Consider the following 22107-nt stretch of genomic DNA (forward strand, 5'->3'; position numbering starts at 1 on the left):
TGCTTCGAAGCGGCACAGGCGCGGGGTTGACGCAGAGTATGCGCACAACGAGTACCCGAGGCTGAGCCGTTCGAAGTGATTGGGCCGCGCCCTGTGCGGCCACGGCGTGAAAAGCGAATTTCACGCCGTTTTTTTACCTAGGCACTTGGCACCCGGACCAACGGCCTTGTAGCGTGGCAGCACCCTTACGCGTCCCGGAGCCGACAAGCACCCATGGAGATCCGCCATTTCCGCTACTTCCTGAGCGTTGCCCAGCACGGTCACTTCACCCGTGCCGCTGAGCAGTTGGGCATCGCTCCGCCAACGCTGAGCCGGCAGATCCAGGACATGGAAAACGAGCTGGGTGTGCGCCTGTTCCAGCGCAGCCAGCGGGCCGTGCGTCTCACCGCCGCGGGTGAAGCGCTGCGGGTCGAGGCGTTGCAGGCGGTGCGCCAGTTCGATGCTGCGCAACTTGGCGCGCAGCGGGCCGGGCGGGGTGATGTGGGGCGTATCGAGCTGGGTTATGTGGCTTCTGCGGCGTACTCGGGACTTTTGCAGCAGCAGGTGACGCACTTCAGTCAATCCTGCCCCGGTGTCCAGCTCAATATTCGCGAGGTCGGCATGATGGCCTCGCCCGAGCTGGTTCGTGACGGGCTGCTTGACCTCGCCTATGTACGAATGCCCATGGATCTGCCAGAAGAACTGAACGCCATCACGCTGCTGGAAGAAGGCTTCGTCCTCGCCCTGCCCTCCAGTTCCCGCCTCAACGAACTGCCGCAGATCAACGCCGCACGGCTGGCCGGGGAAACCTTCATCCTGCCCGAGCAGATCTCCGGCACCTTGGCGGTCGCCGCGCAGGGCGGCTTCACCCCCCATCTGGGACCGCAGCCCGGCAGCCTGGTGGCGGTGGTCGCCCTGGTGTCGCTGGGCCAGGGCATCGCGGTGGTGCCGGAGTCGATGGTGCGCCGGGTCAGCCTGCCGCAGGTCAACTACCGCCCGATAGAAGATTGCCAGCCGCGCTCATGCCTGGCCCTGCTGCATCGCCGCTTCGAAAAGGCGCCGGCGGTGCAGCGCTACATCGAGATGCTGCGGGCGGACCAGCATCGAGGCCTGGATCAGATCCCGCTGAACCAGTTGTACCCCTGATCTTCCCAATACCCGCCAGGATTATCGTTGCTGACGTAGATCTCGACGATGTGCTTGGGGTTCTTGAACCCCAGCTTGGTCGGCACCCGCAGCCGCAGCGGATAGCCATACTCCGGCGGCAGTGCCACTTCACCATAATCCAGCGCCAGCAGGGTCTGGGGATGCAGCGCCGTTTCCATGTCCAGGCTGGAGTAATAGCGATCGGCACATTTGAAGCCGACGTACTTGGCCGTGGTGTCTGCCCCGATATGTTCGAGGAAGATGCGCAGCGGCACGCCGCCCCACTGCCCGATCGCGCTCCAGCCCTCCACGCAGACCAGCCGGGTGATGTCGGTGCGTTGGGGCAGCTTGCGCAGGCCGTCGAGGGTCCAGGGCGACTTGTCGCGCACGCGGCCCGAAACGCTCAGGGCGTAGTCGGACAGGTCCACTTCGGGAATGTCGTCCTGTCCGTAATAGGCGTTGAAAGGGAAAGGCTGGGTCATCTGCGCCTTGCTGAACGTCGGGGCGAGCCGCTGGCCGCTGAACAGCCAGGCCTGGACCCGATCGTTCCAGCGCGACATGGCCCACAGCACACGGTCGACCTGATCGCCATCCTGCAGGTTGCAGCCACTGAGCATCGCCATTGCGCCGACCGTGAGCCCGCCACGCAGGAAGTTGCGCCGCTGGATGTTCTCCAGTTGCAGGCGTTGGGCGGGCTCGAGCTGGATGCGCGGGCCTTTTTTCGAAGCGCTCATGCTTGGCGGTCACCTATTCGAATCGGCCGCGTGCCGCCAGTGATCATCGGCAACAGGGTCTTGGGCACCAGCAACACCAGCACCAGATGCACCACGACGAAGGCACCGATGGCCGCCATCGCGGCGAAGTGAACGTAGCGCGCGGCATCGTAGCCGCCGAACAAGGCGGTCAGTTGCTGGAGCTGAATCGGCTTCCAGATCGCCAGCCCCGAAAACACGATCAACACACCGGCCGCCAGCACCAACCAGTACATCAGGCGCTGCACCGCGTTGTAGACGCCCTTTTCGTGTACCAACTTCAGGCGCAACGCAGCACTCATGTCACGCGCCACGGCACGGGGCGAAACCGGTAGCAGGTCGCGCTGGAAGTGCCGGCTGAGCAGGCCATGGAGCACATAGGCCAGGCCGTTGATCGCCAGCAGCCACATGAATGCGAAATGCCAGGCGAGCGAGCCGCCGAGCCAGCCGCCGACGGTCAGTTCGGCGGGAAACCTGAAGCCGAACAGCGGCGAGGCGTTGTAGATCGCCCAGCCGCTCATGAACATGCACACCATGCACAGGGCATTGAGCCAGTGCATCAGGCGGATCGGCCAGGAATGAATACGGGTGTTCTTCATACTGCCCCCTTCGCGAAGGCCACGGCAGCCGCCCCGCGACAGCGGTCGTGGCGCTGCCTCTGGGCGGCCGAGGTGGTTACATCGGCGGCTGGAAGCCGTCCTTGCCGACGGCGATGCCGCGTGCGTTCTTGCCGTCTTCAGCCGGGAACACCACGACCTTGGCGCCCTTGACCAGCTCGGCAGCGCTGCCTGGCTCGACGAAGGCGATCGGCACGTCATCCGGCACCACCAGCTGTTTCTCGCCGCCCTTGTAGTTGACGGTCAGCGTGCGGCCATTGGCGCTGGAGAGCTTGCCCACGGTGCCGTTGGTCATGGTGCCGGTGCTGCCGTCGGCGTTCTCCCAGCCGTAATGGCCTTCGCCGCTGCCCTTGAGCCTGGCGTCGAAGACGGTCACTTCCAGGGCCTTGAGGGTGCCGTTGGCCTGGGGAATGGCGGCAGAACCGACAAAGCTGTCGGTCTTGATCGAGGCGAGGTCGGCCTTGGAGGCACGGACTACGCCGGTCTTGTCGGTCAGGCCGATGGTTTGCTGCGCGCCGGTGCGGGTCTTGAAGGTCAGGGTGTTGCTGCTGACATCTTCGATCACGCCACGCAGTGGCTTGATCACAGGCATGTCGGCGGCGCTGGCAAGCACGGTGGCGCCGGCCATCAACAGGCCGAACGCGGTGGACAGGGCAGTCTTGGTCTTCATTGCGACACATCCTCAGCGGTTTGAAGTGCCGCTATCTTTGGTGTCGCCTCGGGACCTCAGAATGACCGGCCGATTACATTTCTGTCATTCGTCCTCGGCACCGCCAAATGACAGAAATGTAACCGACAGCAGCTTGCCGTGCTGGTTACACTGCCTCTTCGCCTGCCCGCCACCCGAGGCCCGAGCCCTGCCCCCATGCATATCCTGTTGATCGAAGACGACACCAAGACCGGCGAGTACCTGAAAAAGGGCCTCGGCGAATCCGGCTTCAACGTCGACTGGACCCAGCACGGCGCCGATGGCCTGCACCAGGCGCTGGAGACGCCCTACGACCTGATCGTGCTGGATGTGATGCTGCCGGGCATCGACGGTTTCCAGATCATCGAGCTGCTGCGCGCAAGGCAGGACGTGCCGGTGCTGTTTCTCACTGCGCGCGACCAGTTGCAGGACCGCATCCGTGGCCTGGAGCTCGGCGCCGACGACTACCTGGTCAAGCCGTTCTCCTTCACCGAACTGCTGCTGCGCATCCGCACCATCCTGCGCCGGGGCGTGGTGCGCGAGGCCGATCATTTCCACCTCGCCGACCTGGAACTGGATCTGATCCGCCGACGGGTCACGCGCCAGCAGCAGGTGATCGCGCTGACCAACAAGGAATTCGCCCTGCTGCACCTGTTCCTGCGTCGCGAAGGCGATGTGCTGTCGCGGGCGCAGATCGCCTCGGAGGTCTGGGACATGAATTTCGACAGCGACACCAATGTGGTCGACGTGGCGGTGAAGCGGCTGCGCAACAAGATCGACCTGCCCTATCCGCTGAAGCTGATCCATACCGTGCGCGGCATCGGCTATGTCTGCGAGGTACGGCCATGCGCCGACGACGCGCCCCGTCCCTGACCCTGCGCTCGACCCTGGCGTTTGCGCTGGTGGCAATGCTGGTAGTGGCCGGGGCCGGCCTGTACCTGTACGACTCGATGCGCGTCTCGGTGATGAAGAGCACCGACTACTCGGTGCTCGGGCGCCTGGATCATTTTCGCAAGCTGCTGCGCTATGACCTGGAGCTGGACAGGTTGCGGGTAAACCCGCAGATACTGGAGAACATGCTCAACAATGAAGAGGACATCTTCATCATCGAAGAGCCTGGGCAGGTACCGCTGATCAAGGTCAATCCGCTGAAGGCCGTGCTGCCGCAACTGGACGAGGTCGGCCCCGACACGCCATTGAAGGTGAACGACCTGCGCGACGGCGCCACCGCCGCTGGCGTGCCGTTGCGTGCAGCCAGCGTGATGACGATCTCCGGCGGTCGTGAGGTAAGGCTTACGGCGGCGCACATCATGACCAAGGAAATGGCCATGCTCGAAGCCTTCCGCCAGCGCATCTACCTGGCCGCAGGCCTGGCGTTCCTGTTGACGGCAGTGCTGGGCTACCTGTCGCTGTACCGTGGCCTGCGCCCGTTGCGCAAGATGGCCGCGCACGCGGCAAGGATCACCCCGCAGCGGCTGGACAGCCGCATGGACAGCGACGACACGCCGGTCGAACTGCTGCGCCTGAGCCACGCGTACAACGCCATGCTCGACCGCCTCGCCGCCGGCTACCAGCGCCTGAACCAGTTCTCCGCCGACCTTGCCCACGAGATTCGCACCCCCGTGGGCTCGCTGATGGGGCATTGCCAGGTGGCCTTGCGCCAATCACGCAGTGAAGATGAATACCAGGCCCTGCTGGCATCCAACCTCGAGGAGCTGGAGCGTATCTCGCGGATGGTCGAGAGCATCCTGTTCCTCGCCCGCGCCGACGAAGCGCAGGCCGTGCTGGAGCGCCAACAGCTGTCGCTGCACGATGAACTGCAGCGCGTGGCGGGGTATTTCGAAGGGCTCGCCGAAGAGCGGCAACTGTCGATGCAGACCTCGGGCAACGGTACGGTGCTGGCCGACCCTCTGCTGCTGCGCCGGGCGTTGAGCAACCTGGTGGCCAACGCGATCCGCTATGCCGATGAGGGCAGCACCGTCCTGATGCAGGTGCGTGCCGTCGAGAACGGTATGCGCATCGAGGTGCAGAACCAGGGCCCGACGCTGGGCGAAGCCACCTTGGGCAAGCTGTTCGACCGTTTCTACCGCGGCGATGCCTCGCGCCATGAGCGTTCCGACTCCAATGGGCTGGGGCTGGCGATCGTCACCGCGATCATGCAGTTGCACGGAGGAACGGCTAGCGTGGAGCAGCCCCAGCCGGGCACCGTCCGCTTCATATTGTTTTTCCCGACGCGAGGCTGAGCGCACCTGTGCGTTAGCCTCGCTATGGATTGACCAGCCTACCATCTGGAAGGTAGGCTTTTTTGGCGCTGTCGCAATCTCTCTGTCCAAGACAAGGTGAACACATGCAAGAAAGGATCTGGCCAGACCTGCACGAGCTGCCCGAGAACACTGTCACCCCGGCGCAATACAGCTACCGTCAATTGGCGCGCAGCGATGTCGAGTGGCTGAGCCAATTGGTCAGGCGCTGGCACCCGGATGTGGGCGTGGGGATCGGTCGGGTCTTCAGCGACCCGCAGTACTACTTGCAGAACGTGTCGCTCGCCGGCGAAGCCGACAAGGACACCATCGTCTACGTCGGGGTCTACGAGGGCGAGATGATCTGCGTCATGTGCCTGGAGATCAATCTGCTCAACCGCACCCTGTTCAACAAGTTCGGTGCGTGTGCACCGCAACACAGGGGCACCGGCGCCACGCTGTTCGCAGGCTACGCCATCGATGCGCTGGCAGCGAAGCTGGACACCGCGATGGCCTGGGGTTACGTCACCACGAAGACCCGCGGCATGCAGCAGATGGTCGAGCGGGCCGGATTCAATCCGGTTGGCGTGGTGAAATTCTCGGATATCGAGCTCAGCGCCGAGGGTGAGCAGAGGCCTGTGACTGAAGCCATCTACGCCAAGTACTACAAACAGCACGACGCTCTCGAGCCGATCCGGGAAGCCAACCTGACCCCAAAGTTACGTGCCCTGTGCCAGGCACTGGATGTTCAAGTGCTCGAATGATCACGACGCGGTGTTTTGCACACCCGTCGTGGAAAGGTCCCACAGCCGCATCACCTGGGTGATCGCACGCTCCATCGCTTCGATGCCGATGTTGTCCCGCGCCAGGGTCGAAAGCCCGACCAGAAAGCTGTCGAACATCACGCTGAGCCCCTGGGCATCAACGTCCTGGCGCAGCTCACCCGTTTCGAGCGCACGGCTGATGCAGCCGGCGATACCGGCGCGGGTGCGTGCCCGGGAGCGGTTCAAGGGTGCGGTGACCTGCGCCAGTTCCGCAGAGGGTGCGCTCATCACTGCCAGGCCGACCATGCAGCCCTTCGGGTGACCGTCCTCGCACTGCATGCGGGCGGATTGGCGCAATGCCTGCTCCAGCGCCTGACGCGGTGGCAGGTCCAGGTTCCACAAGCACTCGGTGACCTGCGCATAGGTCGCCAGGTAGCGCTGGGCACATTCCTGGAACAGCGCCTCTTTCGAACCAAAGGCTGCGTAGAAGCTGGGCGCGGAAATGCCCGGGCCAATCGCCGCCTTCAATTGCGCCAGCGATGTGGATTCGTAGCCGTGCTCCCAGAACAGGTGCATGGCCTGGTCGATCGCGTTATCGCGGTCGAAGGTTCTGGGTCTGCCCATCCGCGCCATCAACTGCTCCTCCAAATGACATAGATACTATTCGATACATAAGTCATTGACAACGACACGCGAGCACTCCTAACTTATATACCGATCGATATTTAAATCCGGGACGGCTCGATGCCGTCGGGTTGGTGCTGCCTAACTTATGTATCGATCGATATATTTACCCAGCGATCACAGGAGCTCTCGTGACCTCTTCTACCGCCACCACACTCGACACGGCCGAGCCCTTGCCGGTCTCCGCCTTGCTGGCCCTGGCGATGACAGGCTTCATCTGCATCGTCACCGAAACCCTGCCCGCAGGCCTGCTGCCACAGATCAGCGACGGCCTGTCGATCACCTCGGCAATGGCCGGGCAGACCGTCACCGCCTATGCAGTGGGCTCGGTGGTCGCCGCCATCCCGCTGACCATTCTGACCCGAAGCTGGAAGCGTCGCAGCGTGCTGCTGTCCACGATCATCGGCTTCCTGGTGTTCAATTCGCTCACCGCCCTTTCACCCGACATCTGGTTGACGCTGATCGCCCGATTCTTTGCCGGAGCTTCGGCGGGGTTGGCCTGGAGCCTGCTGGCGGGCTATGCCCGGCGAATGGTTCTGCCGCACCAGCAGGGCAAGGCCATGGCGATTGCCATGGTCGGCACGCCGATTGCGCTCTCGCTGGGCGTGCCGCTGGGCACCTGGCTCGGCAGTGCAGTGGGTTGGCGCAGCGCCTTTGCCATCATGTCGGCCCTCACCCTGGTGCTGATCGTCTGGGTGCTGGCGAAAGTGCCGGATTACCCAGGCCAGACCGACCGCCAGGCCATGCCGCTGCGTCGCGTGCTGAGCACGCCGGGCGTACGACCGGTACTGGCCACGGTAATCACCTGGATGCTGGCGCACAACATCCTCTACACCTACGTCGCGCCATTCGCCGCCCAGGCCGGCTTGCTCGAACGCGTCGACCTTGTGCTGCTGGTGTTCGGGGTTGCGGCGCTTGTCGGCATCGCCATCACCGGGCGCCTGATCGATCGGCATCTGCGCAGCGCCGTGCTGGGCAGCCTTGGCGCATTCGCGCTGGTCGCACTGATGTTCGTCTGGCTGTCGAGCGCGCCCTTCGCCGTGCTCGTCGGCATTGCGGTCTGGGGCGTGTCGTTCGGCGGCGCCGCGACGCTGCTGCAGACCGCCCTTGCCGATAGCGCAGGCGACGGCGCGGATGTGGCGCTGTCGATGAACGTCGTCGCCTGGAATGGCGCCATCGCCGGCGCCGGGCTACTGGGCGGCGCGCTGCTCGACGGCTGGGGCGCACGCGCCTTCGCACCTGCCGTACTCATCTTGCTGCTGATCGCCTTCGCCATTGCCTGGACTGCCCGCTCACACGGATTTCGCACCGGCGCGCGCGCTGCCGGCGCCAGCCTGGCCAGCGGCCACTGAACGATCAAGCCACGATTTCCAACCACCCAGAGGTTCATCACCATGCTTCGCCAATTACTGCGCTCCCTGGCCTTCACCGCCGCCACCACGCTTGCCGTCGGCGCCCACGCCGCCGACGAGTTCCCAGTCCCCAAAGGCTTCACCAGCCACTACCAGACCGTCGATGGCGTGAAGCTGCACTACGTCAAGGGCGGCTCGGGGCCCCTGGTGTACCTGGTCCACGGCTTCGGCCAGACCTGGTACGAATGGCACCAACTGATGCCGGAACTCGCCAGGCATTTCACCGTTGTCGCGCCAGACCTGCCTGGTCTTGGCCAGTCGCAGACACCGCCGTCGTATCGCGCAACGGATGTGGCGCCGCTGCTGTACAAGCTCGCCGCACAGATGAGCAATGGCCAGAAGTTCGACCTGGTGGCCCACGACATCGGTATCTGGAACACCTTCCCCATGCTGGTACAAAACCAGGCGAACATCCGTCGGGTGATCTACATGGAAGCGCCGATTCCCGACGACAGCCTCTACCAGTTCCCCGCCTTCACGCCGCAGGGTGAGTCGCTGGTCTGGCATTTCAGCTTCTTCGCCGCCGAGCCCAACCTGGCCGAGACGCTGATCGCTGGCAAGGAGCGGGTGTTCTTCGAGCATTTCATCAAGCAGCACGCAACCAATACTTCGGTGTTCACACCGCAGTTGCTCGATCTCTATGCCAAGTCATATGCCAAGCCGCATAGCCTCAACGCAGCGTTCGAGTACTACCGCGTGCTCAACCAGAATGCCCGCGACAACAAGCAACTGAGCATGACCCGCATCAGCATTCCGGCGTTGGCCATCGGTGGTGGCGGCAACGGTGGCCTGGGTGAGTTCCAGGCCGAGCAGATGCGCCGCTACGGCACCGATGTGACCGGCAAAGTGCTGGAAGGCTGCGGGCACTGGCTGCCGGAGGAATGCAGCGGCGCCCTCAATGCCGAGGTGACAGGCTTCCTGTTGGCGCCATGACAGGGATTGATCAGCAGTAGGGCAATTGTGCTTTTCGCGGGTAAACCCGCCCACAGGGATGGGGCCAGCTTGTACCGGGGGCAGATGTTTACCCGCGAAAAAAGCAATGGGACTTCGGAAGACAAATCATAGTTATAGGATCTCTTTGCCGTAACCGATCTAGAGCCCTTCCTTTGCAATTTGGCAAAAAAAACCTCTGAAACACTCGGTATAGCCCATCGATTCCTTTGCGCAAAAGCGTTGACAGCATTTTCATCGGTTGTTAATAATCGCCACAGTTGTACGACAACACACAACAAAAACAACAACCAGTGAAGCCCATCATGTCGACATCCTACCCACGCTATTCGCCTCCCTCTCTTTCCAACATTCGCCGCCGCGCCACATCGCTGGCAGCGACGGGCACCTGAGCGCCCGATCCGCGCATTTCACCTTGGCCCACGACGGGCCATCAACCCCACCGCCCCTGTCATCGGTCGCTTGCGCGCGCCTGGCAGGCGGCTGCCTCACTGCTGGGAGCACAACAATAATGAAAATCCGCCAGACCCTGCCCTTCGCCCTGTTCGGCGCCACCGCCCTGGGGACACTGCCCGACGCTGCACTGGCCGCCGGCTTCATCGAAGATTCCAAGGCGACCCTGAACCTGCGTAACTTCTACATCAACCGCAACTTCGTCGACCCGAGCAACCCGCAAAGCAAGGCCGAGGAATGGACCCAAAGCTTCATCCTCGACGCCCGCTCGGGATTCACCGAGGGGCCGATCGGCTTCGGCGTGGATGTGCTGGGGTTGTGGTCGGTCAAGCTCGACGGTGGTGGCGGCACTTATGGCACGGCCCTGCTGCCACGCCATGACGACGGCCGCCCCGCAGACGATTTCGGACGCCTGGCCGTGGCAGGTAAAGCGCGCATCTCCAAGACCGAGCTGAAGATCGGCGAGTGGATGCCGGTACTGCCGATCCTGCGCTCCGACGATGGCCGCTCGCTGCCGCAGACCTTCCGTGGGGGTCAGGTAACCTCCAGCGAGATCGCCGGTCTGACGCTCTACGGCGGGCAGTTCCGCGGCAACAGCCCACGCAACGATGCGAGCATGGAAGACATGAGTTTCGGCGGTGGGGTGTCCGACCGCTTCAACTTCGTCGGCGGCGAGTACAGCTTCAACGACAAGCGCACCCTGGTCGGGCTATGGAATGCCCAACTCAAGGATGTCTACCAGCAACAGTACCTGCAACTGAGCCACAGCCAGCCGCTGGGCGACTGGACCCTGGGCGCCAACCTCGGCTACTTCCAGGGCGAGGACGACGGCGCCGAACGCGCCGGCAAGCTGGACAACAAGACCTACTCGGGCATGTTCTCGGCGCGCTACGCCGGCCATACGTTCTGGGTCGGCCTGCAGAAGGTCAGCGGCGATACCTGGATGCGGGTCAACGGCACCAGCGGCGGCACCCTGGCCAACGACAGCTACAACGCCAGCTTCGACAACGCCAACGAACGCTCCTGGCAGGTGCGCCATGACTTCAACTTCGTCACTGTCGGCATCCCCGGCCTGAGCATGATGAACCGCTACATCAGTGGCCGCGACGTGCACAGCGGCGCTGTCAGCGATGGCAAGGAGTGGGTGCGTGAATCGGAACTGGCCTACGTGATCCAGAGCGGGCCGTTCAAGGATCTCAGCGTGAAGTGGCGCAACTCCAACATTCGCCGCAGCTTCAGCAACAACGAGTTCGACGAGAACCGGCTGATCTTCAACTATCCGCTGTCGATCCTGTAAACCGATGCCATCCATGCATTGACAAGCCGCGAATTCGCTGTCGATAATCGACCCATGTCGTACGACAACCTACAACAATCAACGACAAGAGCTGGCCATGACCACTACTCCCTTCAAACGCCTGCTGCTCACCGGAGCGGCAGGCGGCCTGGGCAAGGTGCTTCGCGAACGCCTCAAAGGCAGCGCCGAAGTCCTGCGCCTTTCCGATATCGCCCCAATGGCACCTGCTGCCGGTCCGCATGAAGAAGTGATCACCTGCGACCTGGCCGACAAGGCTGCGGTACACGCGCTGGTCGAAGGCGTCGATGCCATCCTGCATTTTGGCGGAGTGTCTACCGAGCACAGTTTCGAGGATATCCTCGGCCCCAATATCTGCGGGGTGTTCCACATCTACGAAGCGGCGCGCAAGCACGGTGTAAAACGCGTCGTCTTCGCCAGTTCCAACCATGTGATCGGCTTCTACCGCCAGGACGAGCGGCTCGATGCCCACTCCCCTCGCCGCCCCGATGGCTACTACGGCTTGTCCAAGAGCTACGGCGAGGACCTGGCCAGCTTCTACTTCGACCGCTACGGCATCGAGACCGTCAGCATCCGTATCGGCTCGTCCTTCCCGCAACCGCAGAACCCACGAATGCTCTGCACCTGGCTGAGCTACGACGACCTGCTGCAACTCATCGAACGCAGCCTGCGCACCCCTGACGTCGGCCACACCGTGGTCTATGGCGCCTCCGACAACCGCACCGTCTGGTGGGACAACCGCCACGCCGAACACCTGGGCTATCAGCCCAAGGACAGCTCGGAGGTGTTCCGCGCCGACGTCGAATCAAGGCCCGCGCCTCCCGCCGACGATCCCAGCATGGTCTACCAGGGCGGCGCCTTTGTCGCTGCCGGCCCCTTCGACTGACCGCCACTGCGTGCAAGGAGCAGCACCATGCAGCACTGTGAACTGATCGTCGACGCGCGCAACGCCACCGGGGAAAGCCCGGTGTGGCATGCCGGCGAGCAGGCCCTGTACTGGGTCGATATTCCCGCCCGCCAACTGCACCGCTGGCGCCTGGCCGATGGCAATCAAAACGTCTGGCAGGGCGATGAAATGCTGGCCTGCATCGCCCATGGCGCACAGGGCTGGATCGGGGCGATGGAGAGCGGCCTGTTCACCCTCGACCTGACCGAGGATGGGCGCCTGCTCGGCACCCGCCTGGCCAGCGTCGAGCACGCTCGCGAAGGGATGCGCTTCAACGACGGGCGCTGCGACCGCCAGGGCCGTTTCTGGGCCGGCACCATGCTGATGGACATGCAGCAGGGCGCCCAGGTCGGCGCGCTGTACCGATACGACGGCCAGCGTCTGCACCGCCAGCTCGAGGGCATGATCGTACCCAACGGCCTGGCCTTCAGCCCGGACGGCACGCGCATGTACCTGTCCGACTCGCACCCGACGGTGCAGACGATCTGGTCGTTCGACTACGACATCGACAGTGGTACGCCCCATAACCGGCAGCTGTTCGTCGACATGCGCGAGCATCCCGGCCGCCCCGATGGTGCGGCTGTCGATCAGGACGGCTGCTACTGGATCTGCGGCAACGACGAGGGGGTGATCCACCGCTTTACCCCCGATGGCCGCCTGGACCGCTCGCTGCGCGTGCCGGTGAAGAAGCCGGCGATGTGCGCCTTCGGTGGCACCCACCTCGATACCTTGTTCGTCACCTCGATCCGCCCCGGCGGCATCGACCTCGCCGACCAGCCCCTGGCCGGCGGCGTGTTCGCCCTGAACCCCGGCGTCAAAGGCCTGGAGGAAACACCCTGGCAGGGCTGAGCGCCCACCTCACCAACACCTGCACGACCGAAACCAGATAATAAAAACCACGGAGTTTCATCATGACCTTCAAACGCACGTTGCTTCTTGCCGCCCTCCCCTTGGCCCTCGGTCTGTCCAGTGCCGCCAGCGCACTGGACATCAAGTTCGCCGAGATCCACCCAGCCGGCTACCCGACCGTGGTCGCCGAGCAGAACATGGGCAAGAAACTCGAACAGGCCAGCAATGGCGATATCACCTTCAAGATGTTCGCCGGCGGGGTGCTCGGCTCGGAAAAGGAAGTCATCGAGCAGGCGCAGATCGGCGCGGTGCAGATGACCCGCGTGAGCCTGGGCATCGTCGGCCCGGTGGTGCCGGATGTGAACGTGTTCAACATGCCGTTCGTGTTCCGCGACCAGGCGCACATGCGCAAGATCATCGACGGCGAGATCGGCCAGGAGATCCTCGACAAGATCACCAACTCCGAATTCAACCTGGTGGCCCTGGCCTGGATGGATGGCGGCTCGCGCAGCATCTACACCAAGAAGCCGGTGCGCAGCATCGATGACCTCAAGGGCATGAAGATCCGCGTGCAGGGCAACCCGCTGTTCATCGACATGATCAACGCCATGGGCGGCAACGGCATCGCCATGGACACCGGCGAGATCTTCAGCGCCCTGCAGACCGGGGTGATCGACGGCGCCGAGAACAACCCGCCGACCCTGCTCGAGCACAACCACTACCAGAGCGCCAAGTACTTCACCCTGACCAACCACCTGATCCTGCCGGAGCCAGTGGTGATGTCCAAGACCACCTGGAACAAGCTCACGGCAGACCAGCAGGCCCTGGTGAAGAAGGTCGCGCGTGAAGCACAGATGGAAGAGCGCGAGCTGTGGGACGCCAAGTCTGCCGCCAGCGAACAGAAGCTCAAGGCAGCGGGTGTCGAGTTCATCGCCGTGGACACCAAGCCGTTCTATGACGCCACTGCCCCGGTACGCGAAAAATACGGTGCGCAGTACGCCGACCTGATGAAGCGTATCGACGCGGTCGAGTAAGCCACTTCTTCCAGACGACCCGGCAGCACGGTGCCCGCCGTGCCGCCGCCTTGGTGATGCCCATGAAAACGTTTTTCCTGCGCCTGAACGACAGGCTCTACAGCAGCTGCATCTGGATCGCTGGCCTGTCGATCCTGACCATGTCGCTGATCATTCCCTGGGGCATCTTCGCCCGTTACGTACTCGGCACCGGCTCCAGTTGGCCGGAGCCGGTCGCGATCCTGCTGATGGTGGTGTTCACCTTCGTCGGCGCCGCCGCCAGCTACCGCGCCGGCGCACACATGGCGGTGGCGATGCTCACCGATCGCATGCCCGCCCCACTGCGCCAGCTGGTTGGCGTGCTGGTGCAGGTGCTGATGATCGTGGTGTGCCTGTTCATGACCTGGTACGGCACCAAGCTGTGCATCACGACGTGGAACCAGTTTCTGGCCTCGCTGCCGGGTGTACGGGTGGGCATGACCTATGCGCCGATCCCGGTGGGCGGCGTGCTGACCTTGATCTTCGTGCTGGAAAAACTCGTGCTGGGCGATCAGAGCAACCGCAAGGTGGTGCGCTTCGACCTGGTGGAAGAAAGCGAAGGAGCGGCATAAATGGATGCGTTCATTCTGTTGGGCAGTTTCATCGCGCTCATCCTGCTGGGCATGCCGGTGGCTTATGCCCTGGGGCTCTCTGCACTGATCGGTGCCTGGTGGATCGACATTCCGCTGCAGGCGATGATGATCCAGGTGGCAAGCGGGGTTAACAAGTTCTCGCTGCTGGCCATTCCGTTCTTCGTGCTGGCCGGTGCGATCATGGCCGAGGGCGGCATGTCGCGGCGCCTGGTGGCCTTCGCCGGGGTGCTGGTGGGCTTCGTGCGTGGCGGGCTGTCGCTGGTCAACATCATGGCCTCGACCTTCTTCGGCGCGATTTCCGGCTCCTCGGTGGCCGACACGGCCTCGGTCGGTTCGGTGCTGATCCCGGAGATGGAGCGCAAGGGCTATCCGCGTGAATTCTCCACGGCGGTGACCGTCAGCGGCTCGGTGCAGGCATTGCTCACCCCACCAAGCCACAACTCGGTGCTCTATTCGCTGGCCGCAGGCGGCACGGTATCGATCGCCTCGCTGTTCATGGCCGGGGTGATGCCTGGCCTGCTGCTCAGTGCGGTGATGATGGGCCTGTGCCTGTTGTTCGCCAAGAAGCGCAACTACCCCAAGGGCGAAGTGATCCCGATGCGCCAGGCGCTGAAGATCGCCGGTGAAGCGCTTTGGGGCCTGATGGCCATGGTGATCATCCTCGGCGGCATTCTCTCGGGCGTGTTCACCGCCACCGAGTCGGCGGCCGTGGCGGTGGTGTGGTCGTTCTTCGTGACCATGTTCATCTACCGCGACTACAAGTGGCGCGACCTGCCCAAGCTGATGCATCGCACGGTGCGGACCATCTCCATCGTGATGATCCTGATCGGCTTCGCAGCCAGCTTCGGCTATGTGATGACGCTGATGCAGATCCCGTCGAAGATCACCACCGCGTTCCTGACCCTGTCGGACAACCGCTACGTGATCCTGATGTGCATCAACTTCATGCTCCTGCTGCTGGGCACGGTGATGGACATGGCGCCGCTGATTCTGATCCTCACCCCGATCCTGCTGCCGGTGATCACCGGCATCGGCGTGGACCCTGTGCACTTCGGCATGATCATGCTGGTCAACCTCGGTATCGGCCTTATCACCCCGCCGGTGGGGGCGGTACTGTTCGTCGGCTCGGCGATCGGCAAGGTCAGTATCGAGTCGACGGTCAAGGCGCTGCTGCCGTTCTACCTGGCGCTGTTCCTGGTACTGATGGCGGTGACCTACATCCCTGCCATCTCGCTGTGGCTGCCAAGCGTGGTTCTGTAAGTTCGCGGACAGCCTGCTCTATCCCGGTGGGAGCGGCGGTTCGACTTGTCCCGCGATCACCGGCAGAGCGGGTGCCATGCAGTGCGGTGTCCTTGGCGTAGGCCCCGCCTCTGCAAGCCCCACTGTCGACCTCTTTTGCAAATGGATCCTGCACATGGCTGTTCCCGTCTCACCGTCCCTCTTCCCGCGCAAGCTGGCCATCGCCCTCCTGGCGCTGCTGGCCTGCTCGTTCGCCGGCAACCACATCGCCGCACGCATCGCCTTCGATGACGGCACCGGCGTGCTGCTGGCGATTCTCTGCCGCTCGGGCATCACCTTCCTGGCCCTGGCCAGCCTGGTGCTGTGGCAACGCCAGGCCGTCGGGCTGCCCAGCGGCACCCGGCGCTGGCAATTGCTGCTGGGGTTGCTGATCGCCACTCAGAGCCTGTGCCTGTACTCGGCGGTGGCGCGCATCCCGGTGGCGTTGGCACTGCTGGTGGGCAACACCTTCCCGATCCTGCTGGCACTGCTCAACTGGGCGCTCAACGGCGTACGTCCAACCGGGCGCACAGTGATGTTCATGGCCCTGATCCTCTGCGGCCTGGTGCTGGCCCTGGATGTGCCGGGGCGCCTGGCCGACAGTGGCGCGAGCAATCCGCACTGGACCCTCGGGGTCAGCCTGGCCTTCTGTGCCGCCTGCGTGTTCGCCTGTGCGTTGTGGATCACCGACAACAAGCTGGCCGCTGTGCATGGCCCGGTCCGCAGCCTGCTGACCTTGCTGATCGTGTTCACCAGCATGCTGGTGGCAGGCGCTGGTGGTTGGGTGCCGGCGGGCCTGTCGTTGCCGGGCAGCGCAGGTGGATGGATGGCCCTGGCCAGCCTGGTGGTGCTGTACGGGGTGGCATTCACCCTGCTGTTCGTTTGCGTGCCACGGCTGAACATGGCGCAGAACGCGCCAGTGATGAACATCGAACCGATCGCCACCCTGCTGCTGGGATGGGCCCTGCTCGACCAACAGTTGAGCGGCCTGCAACTGCTCGGGGGGGCGGTGGTGGTCAGTGGCATCGTGCTGCTGACGTACCGCCGTCAGCCCGCGGCGAAATGATCACGGCCCTGCCGGAGAACAGCGCAATGACCGAACTGCACCTGCAGGACCGCCTGACCCGCCTCACCCTGGCCCCCGCGCTGGGCGCCAGCCTGGTCAACTGGCAGGTCAAGGCCACCGGCCAGGCGTTGTTGCGCCACAGCGACGCCGCAGCACGCGCCAGCGGCTCACCCCGGCGCCTGGCCTGCTATCCGCTGGTGCCCTGGTCCAATCGCATCGCCGCAGGCGGCTTCACCCGCCCGGACGGCTGGCAGGCCCTGGCCGCGAACACCGACCACGATCCCTACCCGATCCACGGCAGCGCCTGGCAGCAGCCGTGGCGCGTGGAGCACCACAGCCAGCGGCGAGCACGGCTGGTCCTCGACAGCCAGCAGCCCTTCGCCTACCAGGCAATGCTGGATGTGCACTTGCACGAGGGGCGTCTTGACCTGGAGCTGCACGTCACTCACCTTGCCGCTCAGGCGACCTGGCACGGGCTGGGTCTGCACCCGTACTTTCCGCGGTATCCGGACACCCGCCTGCAGGCGTCCGCCAGCCAGGTGTGGCTTGGCGAGACCGGCGAGTTGCCATCACGGCTGGCGCCCATTCCGCAGGCCTGGCGCTTCGACAGCCCCAGCCACCTGCCACCGACCCAGATCGATCACGCCTTCGCAGGCTGGACAGGCACGTGCACCATCGAACAACCCGACGCAGGTTATCGCCTGGAATGCCAGGCCACCGGCGCCGAGCACTTTCTGTTGTTCTGTCCGCAGGATCGCGACTTCTTCTGCTTCGAACCGGTCAGCCACCCGATCAACGCCCATCACCTGCCCGGGCGACCGGGGCTGCGCTTGCTGCAACAGGGCGAGCAGGCCAGCCTGGGTTTGCGCCTGCGTTATCTGCCAGGCTGACGGACAGTCAGTCCAGGCCCTTGGCGCGCACGTCGGCGGCGAGCATGTCGATGAACGCGCGCACCTTGGCCGAGCCGTACTTGCTCTCGCGGTGCAGGATATGGATGGGCCAGGGCGCCTCCTCGAAATCGGCGAGCACCACCTGCAGGCGACCGCTGGCGATCTCCTCGACCACTTGGTAAGAAAGCAGCCGGGCGATACCCAGGCCTGCGCATGCTGCGGCAATGGCACCGTCGTTGCTGGTCACGGTCAGGCGCGGCTTCATGCGCACCATGGTCGGCTCGTCGGTCATCCCGAAGCGCCAGCCTGCACGTGGCGACAGGTTGGTGGTGGCGATCACCACATGCTCATGCAGTTCGGAGGGGTGAGTCGGTACGCCGTGCCTGGCAAGGTAATCGGGCGAGGCGCAGAGCATGCGCCTGACCTTGCCCACACGCAGGGCCTTGAGCCCGGAGTCGGGCAACTGGCCGATGCGCACTGCCACATCCATGCCCTCCTCGACCATGTTCACCACCCGATCGAGGAAGTAGGCCGACACGTCAACCTCAGGGTACTGCTGCAGGTAACGCACGATGCTGGGCATGACGAACTTCTTGCCGAACAGGATCGGCGCGGTCACCGCCAGTTCGCCCTTGGGCGTGGCATTGACCCCGGCAGCCGCCTCGTTGGCCTCGGCGATGCTGGCGAGGATGCTGCGGCAGTCTTCCAGATAACGGCCACCGGCCTCGGTAAGGCGCACGCTGCGGGTGGTGCGCAGCAGCAGCTTGACCCCCAGGCGTTCTTCGAGGGCGCTGACCGCACGGGTCACCGCAGCGGGCGACATGTCCAGCCGCCGTGCCGCGCCAGCGAAGCTTTCCAGCTCGCCGACGGCGACGAATACCTTCATCAGGTGGATGTGGTCCATGCCCTGCCCTTCTGCCTGGAAACGATGTGCGATTATTTCAGCAGCCGGGGCGAATGAGTAGGTCGGGATGAGTGATGACCTGCGGCAGCAGGTAACTGGCCTCACACTCTGCAGCACAGGGCAGCGCCGGGACATCGAGCGTGTCGATATCAGGGCAGCTGTCCCCAGGCCACGCGGCATACGGCTCGAGCGGTTCGACGACGTTCATCACTCATCTCCTCTCGCGTGGATCAGGCCTCGGCCTGTAGCCCTACCGCAGTGCGCGGCATCGCCACGAAACCGTCCAGCGCCTCGATCCGCGCCAGCCACGCTCGCACATTCGGGTAGGCCTCCAGCGACACGTTGCCTTCCGGCGCATGGGCGATATAGGAGTAGTTGGCGACGTCGGCGATGCTCGGCTCGCTGCCGGTGAGGAACGGCGTCTTGCTGAGCTCAGCGTCCAGCACCTTGAGCAGGTTGTGGGCACGACCGATGACTTCGTCGGCATTGAAGCCTGCACCGAACACGGTGATCAGCCGGGCAGCGGCAGGTCCGAAGGCGACGGGGCCGGCGGCGATGGACAGCCAGCGTTGTACACGGGCTTCACCGGCAGCGTCCTGGGGCAACCAGCGGCCCTGCCCATAGGTCTTGGCCAGGTAGACGAGGATTGCGTTGGAGTCGCCGATGACGGTGCCGTTGTCGTCGATCACAGGCACCTGCCCGAACGGGTTGAGGGCCAGGAACTCAGGCTTTTTCTGCTCGCCCTTGGCCAGGTCGACGAAGATGACTTCCGGCTGCAGCTTGAGCAGCGACAGCATCAGCAGGGCGCGATGAGCGTGGCCGGACTTGGGGAAGTGATAGAGCTTGATAGGGTTGGACATGGTCTGGACTCCGGTTCAAAGGGTTGAGGTCTGAGCGCCGGTATCCAAGAGTGGCGCTGCTGGAGTGAATCCTGCACCTGTTCGCCGTTCAACAGAATCCGTGTGGCCAGCAATCCATAATTTCGCTGACCGGAATAATACAAGCTCTGCGCTGCCTAAAACTTGGTGAGAGCGAGCTTGCCCGCGAAGCAGCCGCGGCAATACATGTCAGCGGTAGCAGGTCGATGGCCACCGGTTGCTCTGAGTCTCGACTTCGCCATGAAGCGCCAGTGATCAGTTGCGTACCAGCTTCTGATAGCGATACAGACCGCGGGCCGCCTCGATCACGCCTGGCACGCAGGCCTGATGTTCGTCGAAGCTCATCGCATCGAGCAGCTCGAAATTGTCTTCCAGGCCATGCAGGGAAATAGCCTTGAGCAGGGCGTCCTGCTGCGCTGGCAACTCGCTCCACTCGGCAACCTGGGTGCCGCGCATGTAGCCGAAACACCACTCTTCGAGAATGATCGCTGGCCCTTCCTCGCCCTCGCTTTCCTCGAACAGCGGCTCGAAGCCGTCGAGGTTCTCGGCCAACTGCTCGGCGACCTGGTCGGCGTAGCGCAGCATCAGCGCAGTGTAGGCTTCCTCGTGGGCGGGCTTCTTGAACTTGGGCACCTTGCCGCCGGCAACGGCTGGCAGCCATTGCTCGGGATTTACGCTGACAGGGGAGCTGGCCAGCGCAGTGAAGAAACCGTTGAGCTCGGCGAGATTGAGTACCGAGTAATCGTTGCCGTAGGTGATCAGGAGGTCTTCGAGGCGGTCGAGTTCTTTTTCGCTGAGCGGCGGGAGCATGGTGCGGGTGTCCTGAAAAGCGGAGATGCGTGCACCCTAGCACAGGGAAAAATAAGGTGAAGGGTTTGTTGCCCACCACAATGCAATCGCGGGCAAGCCCGCTTCCCCAACCTGCTGGGAAGCCGACTTGCCCGCGAAGACACCTCAGGCCTTACACCGCCAGCGCGCGCTCACGCAGCTCGCTGTTGAGGATGCGGTCGTTCTCGCTGTAGTCGACCGGGCAGTCGATCACGTGCACGCCGGGGGTCTTGATGCAGTGCTCGAGCAGCGGCAGCAGGCCTTCGGCGCTTTCCACGCGGTGGCCATTGGCGCCGTAGGCTTCGGCATACTTGACGAAGTCCGGGTTGCCGTAGTCCAGGCCGAAATCGGTGAAGCCCATGTTGGCCTGTTTCCAGCGGATCATGCCGTAGCCGTCGTCACGCAGGATCACCACGGTGATGTGCATGCCCAAACGCACGGCAGTTTCCAGCTCTTGGCTGTTCATCATGAAGCCGCCGTCGCCGCACACCGAGATCACCGGACGGTCCGGGTACACCAGGTGCGAGGCCATGGCCGATGGCAAACCGGCGCCCATGGTCGCCAGGGCGTTGTCCAGCAGCACGGTGTTGGGCTTGTGCGCCTTGTAGTTGCGGGCGAACCAGATCTTGTAGATGCCGTTGTCCAGAGCGACGATGCCTTCGGATGGCAGCACGCGACGGATGTCGGCAACCAGGCGCTGCGGGTACACCGGGAAGCGGTCGTCGTCGGCACCTTCGGCGATCTGCGCCTCGTTGGCTTCACGGATCGCCATCAGGCGGGTGAAGTCCCAGTGCGAGGTGTCGGTCAGCGCTTCACTGATCTGCCACACGGCGTTGGCGATGTCGCCGATCACTTCGACCTGTGGGAAGTACACGGCATCGACTTCGGCGGAGCGGAAGCTGATGTGAATGACCTCGGTGCCGCCACGGACCATGAAGAATGGCGGCTTCTCGATCACGTCGTGGCCGATGTTGATGATCAGGTCAGCGGCTTCGACAGCGCGGTGTACGAAGTCACCGGACGACAGCGCCGCGTTGCCCAGGAAGCGCGGGTGGCGCTCGTCGACCACGCCTTTACCCATCTGCGTGGTGATGAACGGGATGCCGGTCTTGTCGATCAGTTGCTTGAGGACCTTGGCGGTCATCTTGCGGTTGGCACCGGCACCGATCACCAGGATCGGGTTGCGGGCGTTCTGCAGTTTCTGCACGGCGGCTTCGATGGCCACGTGCTCGGCCAACGGGCGGCGGTGCAGGCTGCGCGGGATCGGCAGCGCGTCGGTCTGCTCGGCAGCGATGTCTTCAGGCAGTTCCAGGTGCACGGCGCCGGGCTTTTCTTCCTCAGCCAGGCGGAAGGCCTCGCGCATGCGCGCCGGGATGTTGTCGGCCGAGGCGAACTGGTGGGTGTACTTGGTGATGGGGTCCATCATGCCGCACACGTCGATGATCTGGAAGCGGCCCTGCTTGGACTTCTTGATCGGCTTCTGGCCGGTGATCATCATCATCGGCATGCCGCCCAGATACGCGTAGGCGCTGGCGGTCACCAGGTTGGTCGCACCAGGGCCCAGGGTCGACAGGCTGACGCCGGTCTTGCCGGTCAGGCGACCATAGGTGGCGGCCATGAAGCCTGCGGATTGCTCGTGGCGGGTCAGTACCAGCTTGATCTTCGACTTGCGCAGGGATTCGAGCAGGTCGAGGTTCTCCTCGCCGGGAATGCCGAACACATACTCGACACCTTCGTTTTCCAGGCATTGCACAACGACATCGGCGGCCTTGGCCATCTTGCTTGTTACCTCAATTGATTGGACGTGGGTGGAGTCCAGGGA

The 22107-nt window shown here is 63.8% G+C and carries 23 protein-coding genes; 14 read left to right on the top strand and 9 right to left on the bottom strand.

Features of this window, described 5'->3' with window-relative positions; genetic code table 11:
• Positions 1–213 precede the first annotated feature (213 nt).
• Complete coding sequence (locus IAE40_RS16640; protein WP_200603552.1) at positions 214–1125, top strand: LysR family transcriptional regulator; 912 nt, start codon at positions 214–216, stop codon at positions 1123–1125.
• On the opposite strand, the gene IAE40_RS16645 is transcribed toward IAE40_RS16640, so the two are convergent.
• From IAE40_RS16645 to IAE40_RS16655, 3 genes are all read right to left on the bottom strand, one after another.
• Entirely contained in the window at positions 1095–1859 is a 765-nt protein-coding gene (locus tag IAE40_RS16645; RefSeq protein WP_200603553.1) for a molybdopterin-dependent oxidoreductase, read from the bottom strand. The genes IAE40_RS16640 and IAE40_RS16645 overlap by 31 nt on opposite strands.
• Positions 1856–2476, bottom strand: coding sequence for a cytochrome b/b6 domain-containing protein (locus IAE40_RS16650; protein ID WP_200603554.1), 621 nt, complete (start codon positions 2474–2476; stop codon positions 1856–1858). The genes IAE40_RS16645 and IAE40_RS16650 overlap by 4 nt, the downstream gene beginning before the upstream one ends.
• Positions 2477–2552: 76 nt before the next feature.
• Positions 2553–3164 carry a hypothetical protein gene (locus IAE40_RS16655; protein WP_112897657.1) on the bottom strand — a complete coding sequence of 204 codons (612 nt, stop codon included), beginning with the start codon at positions 3162–3164 and terminating at the stop codon, positions 2553–2555.
• A gap of 195 nt (positions 3165–3359) precedes the next feature.
• Here IAE40_RS16655 and IAE40_RS16660 point away from each other — a divergent pair, with 195 nt between their 5' ends.
• The 3 genes from IAE40_RS16660 to IAE40_RS16670 all read left to right on the top strand — a co-directional run bounded on the left by IAE40_RS16660 (position 3360) and on the right by IAE40_RS16670 (position 6186).
• Complete coding sequence (locus IAE40_RS16660) at positions 3360–4055, top strand: heavy metal response regulator transcription factor (protein ID WP_054892930.1); 696 nt, start codon at positions 3360–3362, stop codon at positions 4053–4055.
• Entirely contained in the window at positions 4028–5425 is a 1398-nt protein-coding gene (locus tag IAE40_RS16665) for a heavy metal sensor histidine kinase (protein ID WP_200603555.1), read from the top strand. The genes IAE40_RS16660 and IAE40_RS16665 overlap by 28 nt, the downstream gene beginning before the upstream one ends.
• Before the next feature lie 104 nt (positions 5426–5529).
• A complete protein-coding gene (locus IAE40_RS16670; RefSeq protein ID WP_200603556.1) occupies positions 5530–6186 on the top strand; it encodes a hypothetical protein in 657 nt (218 codons plus the stop codon).
• Here the strand turns inward: IAE40_RS16670 and IAE40_RS16675 are convergent, their stop codons facing one another.
• Positions 6187–6819 carry a TetR/AcrR family transcriptional regulator gene (locus IAE40_RS16675; RefSeq protein WP_054892933.1) on the bottom strand — a complete coding sequence of 211 codons (633 nt, stop codon included), beginning with the start codon at positions 6817–6819 and terminating at the stop codon, positions 6187–6189. It lies immediately after the preceding gene.
• A gap of 182 nt (positions 6820–7001) precedes the next feature.
• On the opposite strand from IAE40_RS16675, the gene IAE40_RS16680 reads away from it, so the two are divergent.
• The 10 genes from IAE40_RS16680 to IAE40_RS16725 all read left to right on the top strand — a co-directional run bounded on the left by IAE40_RS16680 (position 7002) and on the right by IAE40_RS16725 (position 17675).
• On the top strand, positions 7002–8222 hold the full coding sequence (locus IAE40_RS16680) for an MFS transporter (protein WP_442797958.1): 1221 nt from the start codon (positions 7002–7004) through the stop codon (positions 8220–8222).
• 42 nt (positions 8223–8264) lie between these two features.
• On the top strand, positions 8265–9215 hold the full coding sequence (locus tag IAE40_RS16685; RefSeq protein ID WP_200603557.1) for an alpha/beta fold hydrolase: 951 nt from the start codon (positions 8265–8267) through the stop codon (positions 9213–9215).
• Positions 9216–9744: 529 nt separating this feature from the next.
• A complete protein-coding gene (locus tag IAE40_RS16690; protein WP_200603558.1) occupies positions 9745–10983 on the top strand; it encodes an OprD family porin in 1239 nt (412 codons plus the stop codon).
• Positions 10984–11080: 97 nt separating this feature from the next.
• Complete coding sequence (locus IAE40_RS16695) at positions 11081–11887, top strand: NAD-dependent epimerase/dehydratase family protein (protein WP_054892937.1); 807 nt, start codon at positions 11081–11083, stop codon at positions 11885–11887.
• 27 nt (positions 11888–11914) lie between these two features.
• Complete coding sequence (locus IAE40_RS16700) at positions 11915–12796, top strand: glucurono-1,5-lactonase (protein ID WP_200603559.1); 882 nt, start codon at positions 11915–11917, stop codon at positions 12794–12796.
• 62 nt (positions 12797–12858) lie between these two features.
• Positions 12859–13830 (top strand): TRAP transporter substrate-binding protein, encoded by a 972-nt coding sequence (locus tag IAE40_RS16705; RefSeq protein ID WP_054892939.1) that lies wholly within the window; start codon positions 12859–12861, stop codon positions 13828–13830.
• 62 nt (positions 13831–13892) lie between these two features.
• On the top strand, positions 13893–14420 hold the full coding sequence (locus IAE40_RS16710; RefSeq protein ID WP_054892940.1) for a TRAP transporter small permease: 528 nt from the start codon (positions 13893–13895) through the stop codon (positions 14418–14420).
• On the top strand, positions 14421–15701 hold the full coding sequence (locus IAE40_RS16715; protein WP_054892941.1) for a TRAP transporter large permease: 1281 nt from the start codon (positions 14421–14423) through the stop codon (positions 15699–15701).
• A gap of 154 nt (positions 15702–15855) precedes the next feature.
• Positions 15856–16785 (top strand): EamA family transporter, encoded by a 930-nt coding sequence (locus IAE40_RS16720; protein ID WP_197893014.1) that lies wholly within the window; start codon positions 15856–15858, stop codon positions 16783–16785.
• A 26-nt stretch (positions 16786–16811) separates the two neighbouring features.
• Entirely contained in the window at positions 16812–17675 is an 864-nt protein-coding gene (locus IAE40_RS16725) for an aldose 1-epimerase (RefSeq protein WP_234465171.1), read from the top strand.
• 7 nt (positions 17676–17682) lie between these two features.
• Here the strand turns inward: IAE40_RS16725 and IAE40_RS16730 are convergent, their stop codons facing one another.
• The 5 genes from IAE40_RS16730 to IAE40_RS16750 all read right to left on the bottom strand — a co-directional run bounded on the left by IAE40_RS16730 (position 17683) and on the right by IAE40_RS16750 (position 22062).
• Positions 17683–18579 (bottom strand): LysR family transcriptional regulator, encoded by an 897-nt coding sequence (locus tag IAE40_RS16730; RefSeq protein ID WP_200603561.1) that lies wholly within the window; start codon positions 18577–18579, stop codon positions 17683–17685.
• Positions 18580–18616: 37 nt separating this feature from the next.
• Positions 18617–18787: a hypothetical protein gene (locus tag IAE40_RS16735; protein ID WP_153774363.1), complete on the bottom strand. Its 171-nt coding sequence runs from the start codon at positions 18785–18787 to the stop codon at positions 18617–18619.
• A 22-nt stretch (positions 18788–18809) separates the two neighbouring features.
• Complete coding sequence (locus IAE40_RS16740) at positions 18810–19439, bottom strand: glutathione S-transferase family protein (RefSeq protein WP_200603562.1); 630 nt, start codon at positions 19437–19439, stop codon at positions 18810–18812.
• A 273-nt stretch (positions 19440–19712) separates the two neighbouring features.
• Entirely contained in the window at positions 19713–20267 is a 555-nt protein-coding gene (locus IAE40_RS16745) for a UPF0149 family protein (RefSeq protein WP_197893005.1), read from the bottom strand.
• 151 nt (positions 20268–20418) lie between these two features.
• A complete protein-coding gene (locus IAE40_RS16750) occupies positions 20419–22062 on the bottom strand; it encodes an acetolactate synthase large subunit (RefSeq protein WP_065861364.1) in 1644 nt (547 codons plus the stop codon).
• Positions 22063–22107: the final 45 nt, after the last annotated feature.

The organism is Pseudomonas sp. S44 (assembly GCF_016624805.1).
In the GTDB taxonomy this organism is placed as follows: Bacteria; Pseudomonadota; Gammaproteobacteria; order Pseudomonadales; family Pseudomonadaceae; genus Aquipseudomonas; species Aquipseudomonas machongensis.